Here is a 12,798-nt window from a genome sequence, read left to right on the forward strand (position 1 = left end):
AGGCGGCCGATCACTCGCCGCCGAACGAGGTGGAGAAGCCGCCCTCGCCGAGGGTGCGCAGGCCGATCCGCACCGTGACCTTGGTGTCGGGCGGCGCGTTCGGCCCGTTCAGGGTGTAGTCGGTGATGTAGTTGAAGGCGAGCGTGAAGCAGTCGTCGATGTAGCTCAGGCCCACCAGTGTGTAGTCGAACGCGTCCTGGCCGATATTGTAGCGGATCGCGCCCTTGACCGACCAGTTGTCGGTCAGCTTGTAGCTGCCGTTGGTGAGGATGCCTTCGCGACGCTCGTAATAGCCGAGCAGCGGCTGGGCCTCGTAGCGGCCGTAGATGGCCGAGACGCTCAGGCGGTCGATCTCGGCGCGGCCCTGCAGCTCGAAGCGCTGCATGGAGAAGTTCGCGTCGTCGAAGCGGAACCGGGTGGTGAGCTCGAGATTCTTGGTCGGCGAGTAGCTGAAGCGGGCGATATAGTCCGAGGCGCCGGTCTCAAGGCCGGATTCAAGGCCGGTGTTGGCCATGTCGCCATAGGCGTAGGAATTCTTGCCGAACAGGCTGTAGGACTGGCCGACCACGGCGGTGAACAGGCCGGCCCCGTGAATGGCGGCCGTGTAGGTGACGCCCACATTGGCGCGGCCGCCGCCCTCGACCCGGTCCCAGCCGGAATACTTGCTGATCTCGAACAGGTTGGTGTCGTCGAACACCAGGCTCTGCGCGTCCTCGTTCGGGAACTCGCCGATCGCGGTCTCGTTGGGACGGATGATGATCTGAGCGCGCGGCTCGATGGTCTGGGTGCCCCAGCTCTCGGCGGAGATGAAGGGGTAGCGATAGTCGAGGCCCACCGCCGGCATGGCGCGGATCAGGTCCTCGCTGCCGGACTGCAGCGGATTCTGGCCGGGGAAGGTCGGGCCGTAGGAATAGCTCAGCGGCAGCGGGCTGATGTTGACCGACGCCACGTCCACCCGCGCGGAGACGAAGGGGGTCCACATCTGGCCGATGGAATCGGTGACCGTCTTGCGCCAGTAGACCTCGGCCGACAGGCGCGTGTAGTCGCCCGGCGCGCCGCGCAGCAGGCACTCCCTGGCATTGGGGTTGGCGAGCGTGCAGGCGCCGGTGGGAATGCCGATGGCGCCCACCGCGGAGGTCAAATCCGAGGTGCCGATGAAGTCGGCCTGGTCGCGGGTGAGGGTGGTGAGGTTCACCTTTACGCCCGCCTCGCCGCCCCACAGCGCCTTGTCGAACACCTTGTTGTAGTTGAGCGTGCCCACCACCGGCAGGCGGTTCTGGTCGTCGGTCACCGACAGGCCGAGGAAGTAGAGCCCGCGCAGGTCGAAATAGGAGCGGTCGCCCTGGCCGGTCAGGTAGGCGGTGGAGACCTTCTCGGTCTGGCTGATGGGCACGAGATTGTAGTCGCGCAGGAAGGTCCGGTCGGAGACCAGGGTCGCGTCCCAGCCGATGGTCCAGAACGGGTTGATGGCGAAGGCGCCGGTGCTCTGGACCGCGCCGCGCTCGTCGCGGTAGCCGGGCAGGGGCTCCACCACGCCGTTGGAGTAGACGTTGAGGAACGCGTCCTTGTCCTGCTGGATGATGCCGGCGGCGCGGATGGTGTAGCTGCCGTTGATCAGGCGCTGGCGCCACTCGCCCTGCATCAGCAGGCCTTGCTGCGTCAGGTAGGTGGGCGTGATGGTCATGTCGCGGTCGGGCGCGATGTTCCAGAAGAACGGCGTGCCGACGCCATAGCCGAGCTGGCTCGAGTTCAGGAACTCCGGCATCAGGAAGCCGGTCTTGCGCTTCACCGTCGGGTCCGGCGAGGACATGTACGGGAAATAGGCCACCGGGAAGCCGAAGAACTCGACCGTGGCATCCTGGTAGTAGACCATCTGCTGGTCTTCGTTGTGGATGATCTTCTTGGCGCGGATCTGCCACAGCGGCGGCTTGCTCGGGTCGTCCTTGCAGGGCTCGCAGGCGGTGTAGGTGCCGTTCTGGAAGACGGTGACGTTGCCCTGCTGGCGGTCGGCGCGCGCGGCCGAGAAGTGGGTCTTCTCGGGGGTGTCGAGCCGCAGCGAGGCGACGAAGCCTTCCTTGAAGTCCTGGGTCAGCTGAAGGTTGTCGGCAGTGACGATCTTGCCGTCCTTCTGCTTCATGCGGACGTTGCCCTCGGCAACCAGCACGTTCGCCTTGCGGTCGAACACCACCCGGTTCGCCTCCAGGGTGGAGCCGTCATAATAAATCTGGACGTTGCCGACCGCCGCGACCGTATCCTTCTGGTAGTCGTATTCCATCTCGTCGGCGGTGACGAGCATCTTCTGATTCGGGTCGATCTTCGGCGCGGCCATGAGGCCGGTCGCGCCGCTGCCTCCCCGCGCCTGCGCAGAGGCGGGAGCGGCACCGGCGGGCGCCAGGACAGCGAATGCGGCGATTCCCGCGAGCGCAAGAACACCCGTCCGGCGCAGCCCCTTACGGCGCGCCGGCTGGCGTTCCACAGCGTCGGGGAAGAACCCGACCGTCATCCGTCCTCCCTGTGCAGAAGAATGAGGACCCCCATGAAAATCCCCGCGACCGCCGGAAACCACGCTGCGGCAACGGGATGAACGATGCCAGCCTCTCCGAGATCCTCGGCGAGCTTGGACCCAACATAAAGCAGAAACCCCGCCGCGACGCCACCGAGAATCGTCTGGCCCACACCCCCGAACCGGAACACCCGCAGGCCCACCGATGCGGCGATCAGCACCATTGCGATGAGTAGAAACGGCCGGGCCAGAAGGCTCTGGAGCTGCAGGCGGTAGCGCGCCGCGCCGAACCCGGACTGTTCCGCGCTGCGAATGGCGCCCGGCAGTTGCCAAAAGGACACGGTCTCCGGCGCCACCAGGGAATCCTGAATTTCGTTCGGATTGAGGTTGGTCGCGACCAGGTAGGTGGGGAAGGTCTGGATATCGAATCCGGGCACCAGCACCCGCGCGTCCGCCAGCGTCCAGATGCCGTCGCCGAGGGTGGCGGTGCGGGCCTCCACGCGCTCGATCAGCTTGTCGTTCGAGTCGAACTCGTAGATCACCACGCCCGTGAGTACCCGCCCGCCCTGCTGCGAGGCGGCGGCCTGGATGATGGACTGGCCGTCCACGCTCTGCTGACGCACCCAGAACTCCTTCTTGTCCTGGGTCAGCGAGAAGGAGGTGGAGCCGAACATCTCCCCCTCGATCTGGTTCGCCCGCTCCTTGAAGTCGGCGGAGATGGGATTGAACACAGTGGTGGCGAACACGCCGATGGCGAAGGCCACCAGCACCGGCGGCAGGATGAACTGCCACACCGAGAGCCCCACCGCGCGCGCCACAACCAGTTCGAGCCGGCGCGAGAGCAGCACGAAGGTGGCGATGGCGCCGAACAGCACCGCGAACGGCAGCAGCTGCTCGGTGAAGGCGGGCGCGCGGTAGATGGTGACGAGGGCCACCAGGCTGGTGGTCACCTGCTCGCGGTCCGCGGTGCGGCGCGCCATCTCCAGGAAGTCCACCAGCATGATGAGGGCGACGCACGACAGGAAGATCATCGCCACCGAGGAAGCGAAGCGACGCGCGAAATAGAGGCCGAGGGTGCGCCCGATCATGGATTGGCGGCGGCCGGCCGGCGTGCGAGGCGCTCCTTGAGGGCGTCGAGTCCATTCAGCAGCCACTGCGGCGCCGAGAAGGAGATCCAGCCCTGGAGCACCATGGCGCACAGGATTACGGTGACCACCGGCAGCGCATAGATCAGCGGCACGGCGACGAAATGCGCCTTGAGCTGGCCGGCGATGGCGAAGTTGCCCGCCTGCACGGCCGCCATGGCGGGGATGATGGCGGTGAGCGCGAGCCCGCGGCTCTGGCGCGTGGTGCGCGGCCGGGCGAGGGCGGCGGCGGCGATGGCGAAGAAGGCGAACGGGTAAAGCCCAGCCGACAGGCGCTTGTGCACCTCCTCGCGGAAGCGCCCCGGCGTGTGGATCAGGAACGCATCGTTCTTCGGCGGGTCGAGCACATAGGCGAACGAGCGCTCCATGGGGCGGATGAGGTCGCCCTTCGCGCTCGGCGCCAGCGACGACAGGTCGAAGGCGTAGCGCTGGAACTCCACGACGGAGGTGCTGGCCGCCTTGTCGGCGCCGCGGCGATGGATGGACCCGTTCTCCAGCACCAGGAAGATGCCCGCCTCGTTCTCGACGATCTGTCCACGATCGGCGAGATAGGTGGAGATCTCGTTTACGTCGCGCCCGTCGTTGATGAAGACCCCGTGCATCACCCCGCTCGGGGTGCGCTCGCGCACGTGGAAGACGAGGCCCTGGGACAGGTTCACGAACCGTCCCGGCTGGGCGATGAAGGACACCACGTCGGCGCGCACCCGCGAGACCTGCTCGCGGAAGCCGGACAGGCTCGCCGGCACCACGTCGATGGCCAGGATCTCGCAGAACAGCGAGACGATGACCGCCAGCAACGCCAGCGGGCGCAGCAGGCGCCAGTGGCTCATGCCGGCCGAGGCCATCACCACGATCTCGCTGTCGCCGTTGAGCTTCATGAGCGTGTAGGCGGTGGCGATGAACAGCGCCGCCGGCGCGATCACCAGCACCAGGGTCGGCATGGTGAGGCTGGTGATGGCGAGAAAGGCGATGATGGTCTGGCCCTGGCTCGTCACCAGGTCGAGCTGGCGCAGGGCCTGGGTCACCCAGATCATGCCCGCGAGCACCACCACGACGCCCAGGAACGCCACAGTCGCGGTCGAGAAGATGTAGCGGTCGAGACGGCCCATCAAGCTTCGCCTTGCAGCGCGGAGCCGCCCCCCGCTCGCAATTGATCGGGCCACTGGATAGCCGGAAGCGCCCTGAGGCGCAATTGCCTCATTTGAATACCTCTAAATGGGGCAGCGGAACGTCGCCGGCTTTGCCATCTCCCAACGGCCGTGCCCCACCGACCACCAACCGTCCCCCGTCGCCCTCCGACTTGATCGGAGGGCCCATGGGCGCCTCCCGCAAGCAGTCACGTCGCGGCATGGATGCTCCGGTCAAGCCGGAGCATGACGGCAGTTGAAGCGGGGCCGCGCCCCCCCCCGAAGCCTCAGGCCGGCACGGGCTTCGGCGCGGCGGCGCCCACGGTGGCAAGCGCGAAGGCATAGACCAGGGCCACCTCGTCCAGGCGGTCGAAGCGGCCGGCCGCACCGCCATGGCCCGCCTCCATGTTGGTGCGCAGCAGGATCGGCGCGCGGCCGGTACTCTCATGACGCAGGTGGGCCACCCATTTCGCAGGCTCCCAATAGGTCACGCGCGGATCGGTGAGCCCGGCGAGGGCGAAGATGGCGGGATAGGCCTGCCGCCGCACGTTGTTCACCGGCGAATAGGACAGGATGCGCCGGAACGCCGCCTCGTTCTCGATCGGATTGCCCCATTCGGGCCATTCCGGCGGCGTCAGCGGCAGGCTCGCGTCCAGCATGGTGGCGAGCACGTCCACGAACGGCACTTCCGCGACGATCCCCGCGAACAGATCGGGGCGCATGTTGGCCACCGCGCCCACGAGCATGCCGCCCGCCGAGCCGCCATGGGCGACGATGGCGCCCTTGCGCGCGAAGCCGGTGGCCAGCAGGTGCTCGGCGCAGGCGATGAAGTCGGTGAAGGTGTTGGTCTTGCGGTCGAGCTTGCCGTCCGTGTACCAGCGCCAGCCCTTCTCCGTGCCGCCGCGGACATGGGCGATGGCATAGACGAAGCCGCGATCCACCAGCGACAGGCGCGTGGTGGAGAAGCCTGCCGGCATGCTCATGCCGTAGGCGCCGTAGCCGTAGAGCAGCAGCGGCGCCGTGCCATCGACGGGCGTGCCGGCCCGGTAGAGCAGCGAGATCGGCACGCTCTCCCCGTCTGCGGCCAGGGCCAACACCCGGCGCGTGACGTAGGCCTCCGGATCATGGCCGCTCGGCACCTCCTGGCGCTTCAGCAGCGTGCGGTCCCGGCGGTCCATGTGATAGCGCCAGACCTCGGCCGGCGTGGTCATGGAAGCATAGGTGAAGTGAATCTCGGCGGTCGCGAATTCGAAGCCCCCGTCGAGACCCAGCGCATAGGCCTCCTCGGCGAAGGCGACCGGATGCTCGGCGCCGTCCGAGAGGCGGCGCACGACGATGCGCGGCAGGCCGGCCTCCCGCTCCAGTCGCGCCATGTGATGGGCGAACATGGTGACGCTGAGGATCATCCGTCCCGAGACATGGGGCACGAGATCGCGCCAGCTGGCGCGGCCCGGCGACAGTGTTGGCGCGGTGACGATCTTGAAGTCCTCGGCCCCGTCCGCATTGGTCAGGATGACGAGGCTGTCGGTGCCGGAAAGGTCCGGATGGTGCTCCACCTCGTAGCGCACCCCGGTGTCGCGCGGAGCGACGAGGCGCGGCACCGCGGCAGGGTCCGACAGGTCCAGCAGGCGCACCTCGGAGGTCTCGTGGTCGCCGCAGGCGATCAGGCCAAAGGCGCCAGACTGGGTCTCGCCCAGAGAGACGAAGAAGCCCTTGTCCGGCTCGTCATAGACCAGCGCATCGGCGTCCGGATCGGTGCCGATCAGGTGGCGGAACACCTTGGAGGGACGGTGCTCCGCGTCGCGGCGGATGTAATAGAGCGCCGCGCCGTCGGCGCTCCAGATCAGGTCGCCGGTGGTCCCCTCGATGCGGCCGGGAAGGTCCGTGCCGCTGGCCGCGTCGCGGACCCTGATCGTGAACAGCTCGGCGCCGGTCTCGTCCGCCGCGAAGGCGAGACGCGCGTGGTTGGGCGCATGCCGCCAGTGGCCGAGCCGGAAATAGGGCTTGCCCTTAGCCTCCGCATCGCCATCGACGAGGATGGCTTCGGCGCCTTCGCCGTGGCTGGGCTTGCGGCAGGCCAGGGGGTGCTGGCCGCCTTCGCGGTGGCGGCTGAAATACGCGAACGGCCCGTCCGGCCGCGGCACCGAGCTGTCGTCCTCCTTGATGCGCGCGCGCATCTCGCGCACCAGCGCGTCCTTCAGCCCCTCCATGGGGGCGAAGTAGGCCGCCTGCCACGCGTTCTCCGCTTCCAGGTAGGCGCGGATGTCGGCGTCGAGAGCGGAGGGGTCGCGCATCACCTCGCGCCAGTTGTCGGCGCGCAGCCACGCATAGGGATCGTCGAGGGTGAGGCCGTGGAGCGTGACGGGGGCGCTTCGGCGGGCGGCGCGGGGCGGCTCAGGCGCCGTCACCCGCGCCTCCGTGGTCGAGGGCGAGGTCGAGCGCCGTGCCGTTCATGCAGAAACGCAGGCCGGTGGGCGCGGGGCCGTCCGGGAACACATGGCCGAGATGGCCGTCGCAGCGGGCGCAGCGCACCTCGATGCGGCGCATGCCGTGGGAGACGTCCTCGTGCGTCACCACCGCGTCCGGCGAGACCGGGGCGAAGAAGCTCGGCCAGCCGGTGCCGGAATCGTACTTGGCATCAGAGCGAAACAGAGGCGCCCCGCAGGCGGCGCAGGAATAGACGCCCTTGCGCTTCTCGTCCCAATAGGGGCCGGTGAAGGCGCGCTCGGTGCCCTGCTGGCGCAGGACGTGGAACTGGGCGGGGGTGAGGCAGGAGCGCCACTCCGTCTCGGAGCGTACCACCTTGTCGGACGGCTCGGCGCCGGTCGCCGAGGTCGCAGGCTTGACGTCGTCCATGGGGACCTCGCTTGCGTTTCCCCTCAAGTAGACATCCCTCCGGGCCCCCGCAAGATGCAGGACGGCGCGGAAGCCGAGCCCGTGGCGGACAACAAGGACTTGCCCGGCGAGAGTGCTGGCGGGGCCAGATCCCATATCCGCGAAGACCTTGAAAGATGAGAGCGGAATTTCCAAGAAATCTACTTGCAATCCCTAAATCTCGACCATAAAACGCCCGCGTGCCTGTTCGGTCGAATGCCGTGGGCGGGTGCCCGGCGGACCTTGATGCGGGCTTCAGCGCGGGGGCAAGACCGCGTTCGAGTGTCATATTTCCAGATCGGTCAACATGCTCGAAGAAAGTGCCATGAACGATATCACGGAAACGACCAGCCACATCGAACTCGCGGCGGACATCGTCTCGGCCTATGTGAGCAACAATTCTGTCGCGGCTGCGGATTTGCCCGCCCTCATCAACGAGGTGTACGGCGCGCTGCAGCGTCTCTCCCTCGGCGAGCAGGAGCCGGCGCCGGAGCCGCTGAAGCCGGCGGTTCCGGTCAAGCGGTCGGTGATGCCGGACTTCATCGTCTGCCTGGAGGACGGCAAGAAGTTCAAGTCGCTGAAGCGCCACCTGCGCACCCAGTATGACATGACCCCCGAGCAGTATCGCGAGAAGTGGGGCCTGCCCGCCGACTATCCCATGGTGGCGCCCAGCTATGCCGCGGCGCGCTCCGAACTCGCCAAGCAGATGGGCCTCGGCCAGCAGCGCCGCCGCCGCTGAGCGCTGCGCACCGCCGTGGTCCGGGGCCGGTTCCCACCGGTGCCGAAAGATGACGCGCCCTTGATGAGCCGGCGGCCGGGCGCGGCCGGTCAGCGCTCCCCGGTTGCCCGCGCGGGCTCCTGGGCCTGTTTTTGCGCCACGCTCCGCGCGAGCCGCAGCAAGGCTGCATGGCGGGCCGGATCGTAGGCTTCCAGGCCTGGCTGGCGCGACCGGGCGGCCTTGCGTGCGAGGCGGAGCGATCGCGTGATTTCAGCCGCGCCCGGCGCCCCGAGCCGCAAGGCCTCCATCCGCCGCGCGACCTGGGCTTCCAGGTCCTCCGCCCGGAAGGCGCGCAGGCGTTGGCGGAGACCCCCTTTCAGGACCGGAGATGGTGCGGCGGCGGTGGCGGTCGGCATGGCGCGGCTCCCTCTTTTCCTCCTCAGAGGGTTAGGCCATTGCCGATCCAGGGGGATAAGTTCCTATTTCTTGGTCCTCTGAAGGTGAAGCCTCATCCTTCAAGTAATTGAAAATAAATATTCTCTCCCGAAATGGCGCGCATTCTTATGGTTGGGCTTATCCCCGGGCCCGTGTCACACGGCATGATGGTGTAGGAATTAAAACCGCATTATATACTTGACAAAGCACCCCCGGTTTGCGATGTTGGCTCAACGATTTGAGCGGGCTCGGTTCTCCAAGCCCATCGCCCCTAGGACAAAAGTCATGAGCGCCGATCTCTCCAACCCGATCTTTCAGGACGTGGACAAGGCCCGCGCCTACCTGGAAGCGCAGCGTTGGCCGAACGGCCCGACTTGCCCGCACTGCGGCAATGCCGATCCCGACGCGATCCGCGCGCTCAAGGGGAAGGCGCATCGTCCTGGCGTCTATCAGTGCAACGCTTGCCGCGAACAGTTCACCGTGACCGTTGGCACCGTATTCGAGCGCTCCAAGATCCCACTCAATAAGTGGCTGCTGGCGACGCACCTCATGTGCTCCAGCAAGAAGGGCATCTCGGCCCACCAACTGCACCGCATGCTCGGCATCACGTACAAGACGGCCTGGTTCATGGCTCATCGCATCCGCGAAGCCATGCGCGAGGATGTTGCGACCGCCGGCCCGCTCGGTGGAGAGGGCAAGGTGGTGGAAGCCGACGAGACCTACTTCGGAAAGACCGACATCCAGCCCAAGACGCGCACCAGCGGCAAGCCTTTCTCAAAGGGTGGGCGCCGTGGCCCCACTGGCAAGCGTGCCGTGGTGGGCCTCGTGGAGCGCGGCGGCAAGGTCCGCACCTTCCACGTTGAGAAGGCCACAAAGGAGAGCGTCCGCGAAATCCTCGTTCAGAACGCCTCGCGCAAGAGCACGCTCCACACCGACGAGAGCAAGCTGTACGTCGAGACCGGCAAGGAGTTCGACGCCCATCACTCTGTGCGCCACTCGGCCGGGGAGTACGCTCGCGGCGATGTCCACAGCAACACGATTGAAGGCGTGTTCTCGGTTTTCAAGCGCGGCATGCGCGGCGTGTACCAGCACTGCGGCGAGGCCCATCTGCACCGCTACCTGACCGAATTCGACTTCCGCTACAACCGCCGTACCGCGCTCGGCATGAGCGACCGCGAGCGCACCGACGACGCCCTCAAGGGCATCGAAGGCAAGCGCCTGACCTATCGGCGGATTGGTGAAGCCTCGATCTGCTAAGCAGAAAATCAAACGCTTCCAGCGCATGCGCTGGAAGAAAGATGGCGCGTGCTAGACTTTCTTGGGCTTATCTAACTTGGCGTACTCCTTTCCAGATCGCTTAATCGCGCTACGGACTTCCTTGATGTCTTGAGCGGCAGGAAGCTTCTCCGGTACAGTTCCGCTAATATTTATCATCGTCTTGCGAACGGCCTTGCCGACATTCTCTGCGGCCCGCTCTAACGGCTTTTGTCCTCTGATCGCCTCGTTCTTTATTTTTTCGTTTGTTTGAGTAAGCCTGAACAAATTCGCGGCAAGCTCCGTGGACCCCATAAAATCCAATGGAGATCGACCATCTGGAATATTTTTACTAGACCTTATACCCTTTAGGTCCATATTATACATGCCACGATACCCGGCATTCTGAAAGAATTGGTACTGCTCAACGCCGTGCGAAGAAGCAGTCATGCTCAACTCTTTTTCACGATCAACAATTTCTCCTCGTATAATTACGCGCTCAACTCCATCAGCCTCTTGAATGTATTGCCGAAATGCCTCAGCCATAGTGATGAAATATGCCTGAGCAGACGCAACGTGGTGATTTCTCGAATCCCCGTTCATTACGGTAAGATAGCAAGCAAACCGAGATAGTTTCCAGTCCCGGCCACCCTTTTCCGTCTTACATTCTTCGAAGTTATCAAGGATCGCTACACCGATCTGAGCGCAGGCGTTAATGGCTTTATTAACAGCCTTCAGTATTGGCGCCATTTCTGTGTAGTTGAGGCACGCCATTAGCTCAGAGGCAAGCCAATACCTCCGGCCGTTTTGGCGCCCGTAGCTTTCGAAGTTGGGGCGATCGTCCTCGAAATGGAAAACCTCGACCTCAGACATCTGCCACCCCCCGTAAGTTGCAACAACTTGCGAGAGGCTAAGGCTCACGGGTTGATTTGTCCGCTTCATTTTTCCCCTCGGCCTAGTTCGGGTGCGGCTCGCGGGAGGGCCACGCCCGCGGGACTCCATTTTCCCGCTTAGGCTATGTATGATCGGGGGCTGCCGATTCGGCAGTGAGCGAGGGCGCCGCCGCGGCGGCTAACCCTCGTCTCGGTGTGCACGCTCCTTAACGGTGCGCTTTGGGGCCGTCTTCGTTCCACCGGGGGCGGCCCCCTTGCTTTCCGCTTTCGCCTTGTGGGGCTCCGGCGGAGTACTGAGCAGCCTGTGGACGGCGCGCTGGAATGCGATTTCCTGCACGTCCTGGTGGCTGCGATCCCGCGAATCGCTCATGATCCCGATGCCTCGCGACGAAATGGGCCACCCACCACGGTCCCCCATTGCCATCACCCGGCCCGAGGCTGGCGCACCTGAGGGCTGTATCCGTGTCGTCGACGGATACAGTCCGAGCGCTAACATCAATTTCGAAATGCCGTCCTTAGTTCCTCCCAAACCCTTTATTTTTAAAGGGCCGGCGCCGGATCGCGCTCGCTTTTCGTTAACCACATAACAACCACACACCACGCGCGCTCGCAACCAAAATGTGCGTGTCAATAGGCTTCTCGCGAGTTTCTGGCCCCATCGGCCAAAAAAGTGGGGAATATCACCTCTATCCACACAACTCCCGAAATCCACAACCGGATTTTCGGCCCCAAACGTTGACATCAGGTTGATTCGCCCGAATCAGCGATTGCTTTGTCACGTATATAATTGGGAATTCAAACCTACACCAAGAGGTCGCGATGCTTCTGACCGACTCTGCCCGCCCCGAGGGATGTCCGGATTTTGCTTCGGCCGGGCACAGGCCCGCCGCCGCCCCGCGCCCAGCGTTTGTCCTCTGCCGGCTCGCCGCGGCCATGGTGTGCGCGGCGACGGGCATCTCCGTGGACGACATCCTGGCGCCCCGCCGCGCTCCGGCGGCGGCGGCGAGCGCGCGTCAACTGGCCATGTACCTCGCCCATGTGGGCTTCGGCGTGGCCCTCGCGGACGTCGCCCGCGCCTTCCGCCGCGACCGCACCACGGTCGCCTATGCCTGCCGGCGCATCGAGGACCTCAGGGACGGGCCGTTCGACCAGGAGGTGGCGCGCCTTGAGGCCTGCGCGCGTTGGGCTGCGGGGGGCTGAGCCGTGGATGCACCTTCTGCCCCCACGGCGTCCGCCCGCCCCGCCGGCGGCGCCCCAAAAGATGGCGCGGCGGCCGGTGCCGCGCGCGCGGAAAGCCCGCTGGACTGGCTCGCCCGCCGCACCGACAAGGCCGGGCGGCCCCTGGTGGACCCGGTGCAGCGGCTGGCGGGCGAGCGCCTGCGCACCGACTTCACCCGCGCGGGGCTCACGCCGTCGGTGACCACCCGCTGGGATGCGAGCGGCGTGCGCGGCAGCGCGCCCGACGCCTTCCCCGATCTGGTGCTCGCGGCCAAGGCACGCGTCGCGCAAGCCCTTGCCGCCGTCGGGCCGGAACTCTCCGGCGTGCTGCTCGACGTGTGCTGCTTCCTCAAGGGCCTGGAACAGGTGGAGCGCGAGCGTGCGTGGCCTGCGCGCACCGCCAAGGTGGTGCTCGGCCTGGGCCTCGACCGTCTGGCGCGCCACTATGGCCTCGAGAGGAGCGTCGCCGGGCGCGCCCGCACCGCCATGCGCGCCTGGCGCGCCCCGCAGAGCGGCTCGCCGGAAGAGGAGCCGCGCGGCTGACGGCACCGGCTCGCCTTGAAATGATTTAACTTCGCTGCCATTCCCCATTAGAACGGCGGCTTCAAGAACATCGCGCAGGCTCAAGCCG

11 protein-coding genes are annotated in these 12,798 nt (G+C 65.9%); 4 read left to right on the top strand and 7 right to left on the bottom strand.

All coding sequences use genetic code 11. From position 1 onward, the window contains the following. Window positions 1-10 precede the first annotated feature (10 nt). The 5 genes from V5F67_RS05645 to msrB form a co-directional block, all read right to left on the bottom strand. Window positions 11-2,329 (bottom strand): LPS-assembly protein LptD, encoded by a 2,319-nt coding sequence (locus V5F67_RS05645; RefSeq protein WP_394018357.1) that lies wholly within the window; start codon window positions 2,327-2,329, stop codon window positions 11-13. A gap of 170 nt (window positions 2,330-2,499) precedes the next feature. Then, a complete protein-coding gene (gene lptG, locus V5F67_RS05650) occupies window positions 2,500-3,591 on the bottom strand; it encodes an LPS export ABC transporter permease LptG (protein WP_394018355.1) in 1,092 nt (363 codons plus the stop codon). Further along, a complete protein-coding gene (gene lptF / locus V5F67_RS05655; RefSeq protein ID WP_394018353.1) occupies window positions 3,588-4,757 on the bottom strand; it encodes an LPS export ABC transporter permease LptF in 1,170 nt (389 codons plus the stop codon). Before lptF ends, lptG begins: the two co-directional genes overlap by 4 nt. Window positions 4,758-5,062: 305 nt before the next feature. Continuing rightward, window positions 5,063-7,183 (bottom strand): S9 family peptidase, encoded by a 2,121-nt coding sequence (locus V5F67_RS05660; RefSeq protein WP_394018351.1) that lies wholly within the window; start codon window positions 7,181-7,183, stop codon window positions 5,063-5,065. Then, window positions 7,170-7,631 carry a peptide-methionine (R)-S-oxide reductase MsrB gene (gene msrB / locus V5F67_RS05665; protein ID WP_394018349.1) on the bottom strand — a complete coding sequence of 154 codons (462 nt, stop codon included), beginning with the start codon at window positions 7,629-7,631 and terminating at the stop codon, window positions 7,170-7,172. Before msrB ends, V5F67_RS05660 begins: the two co-directional genes overlap by 14 nt. A 343-nt stretch (window positions 7,632-7,974) precedes the next feature. Here msrB and V5F67_RS05670 point away from each other — a divergent pair, with 343 nt between their 5' ends. Then, window positions 7,975-8,388 (top strand): Ros/MucR family transcriptional regulator, encoded by a 414-nt coding sequence (locus V5F67_RS05670; protein WP_394018347.1) that lies wholly within the window; start codon window positions 7,975-7,977, stop codon window positions 8,386-8,388. An 89-nt stretch (window positions 8,389-8,477) separates the two neighbouring features. Here the strand turns inward: V5F67_RS05670 and V5F67_RS05675 are convergent, their stop codons facing one another. Beyond that, a complete protein-coding gene (locus V5F67_RS05675) occupies window positions 8,478-8,783 on the bottom strand; it encodes a hypothetical protein (RefSeq protein ID WP_394018345.1) in 306 nt (101 codons plus the stop codon). A gap of 304 nt (window positions 8,784-9,087) precedes the next feature. Here V5F67_RS05675 and V5F67_RS05680 point away from each other — a divergent pair, with 304 nt between their 5' ends. Continuing rightward, window positions 9,088-10,059, top strand: a complete 972-nt coding sequence (locus V5F67_RS05680) for an IS1595 family transposase (RefSeq protein WP_394018343.1) — start codon at window positions 9,088-9,090, stop codon at window positions 10,057-10,059. A gap of 51 nt (window positions 10,060-10,110) precedes the next feature. Here V5F67_RS05680 and V5F67_RS05685 read toward each other — a convergent pair whose 3' ends face one another. Then, complete coding sequence (locus V5F67_RS05685) at window positions 10,111-10,929, bottom strand: hypothetical protein (protein WP_394018341.1); 819 nt, start codon at window positions 10,927-10,929, stop codon at window positions 10,111-10,113. A gap of 953 nt (window positions 10,930-11,882) precedes the next feature. On the opposite strand from V5F67_RS05685, the gene V5F67_RS05690 reads away from it, so the two are divergent. Next, window positions 11,883-12,149 (top strand): helix-turn-helix domain-containing protein, encoded by a 267-nt coding sequence (locus V5F67_RS05690; protein WP_509210615.1) that lies wholly within the window; start codon window positions 11,883-11,885, stop codon window positions 12,147-12,149. 3 nt (window positions 12,150-12,152) lie between these two features. Continuing rightward, on the top strand, window positions 12,153-12,710 hold the full coding sequence (locus V5F67_RS05695) for a DUF6456 domain-containing protein (protein WP_394018337.1): 558 nt from the start codon (window positions 12,153-12,155) through the stop codon (window positions 12,708-12,710). Window positions 12,711-12,798: the final 88 nt, after the last annotated feature.

It is taken from the genome of Xanthobacter pseudotagetidis, assembly GCF_043194795.2.
GTDB lineage: Bacteria > Pseudomonadota > Alphaproteobacteria > Rhizobiales > Xanthobacteraceae > Xanthobacter > Xanthobacter tagetidis_A.

Bases quoted from the DNA above. Each gene is read 5' to 3' on its own strand.
- msrB (WP_394018349.1), bottom strand. From the start codon at position 7,631: ATGGACGACGTCAAGCCTGCGACCTCGGCGACCGGCGCCGAGCCGTCC.
- lptG (WP_394018355.1), bottom strand. From the start codon at position 3,591: ATGATCGGGCGCACCCTCGGCCTCTATTTCGCGCGTCGCTTCGCTTCC.
- V5F67_RS05675 (WP_394018345.1), bottom strand. From the start codon at position 8,783: ATGCCGACCGCCACCGCCGCCGCACCATCTCCGGTCCTGAAAGGGGGT.
- V5F67_RS05645 (WP_394018357.1), bottom strand. From the start codon at position 2,329: ATGGCCGCGCCGAAGATCGACCCGAATCAGAAGATGCTCGTCACCGCC.
- V5F67_RS05680 (WP_394018343.1), top strand. From the start codon at position 9,088: ATGAGCGCCGATCTCTCCAACCCGATCTTTCAGGACGTGGACAAGGCC.
- V5F67_RS05690 (WP_509210615.1), top strand. From the start codon at position 11,883: ATGGTGTGCGCGGCGACGGGCATCTCCGTGGACGACATCCTGGCGCCC.
- V5F67_RS05670 (WP_394018347.1), top strand. From the start codon at position 7,975: ATGAACGATATCACGGAAACGACCAGCCACATCGAACTCGCGGCGGAC.
- V5F67_RS05685 (WP_394018341.1), bottom strand. From the start codon at position 10,929: ATGTCTGAGGTCGAGGTTTTCCATTTCGAGGACGATCGCCCCAACTTC.
- lptF (WP_394018353.1), bottom strand. From the start codon at position 4,757: ATGGGCCGTCTCGACCGCTACATCTTCTCGACCGCGACTGTGGCGTTC.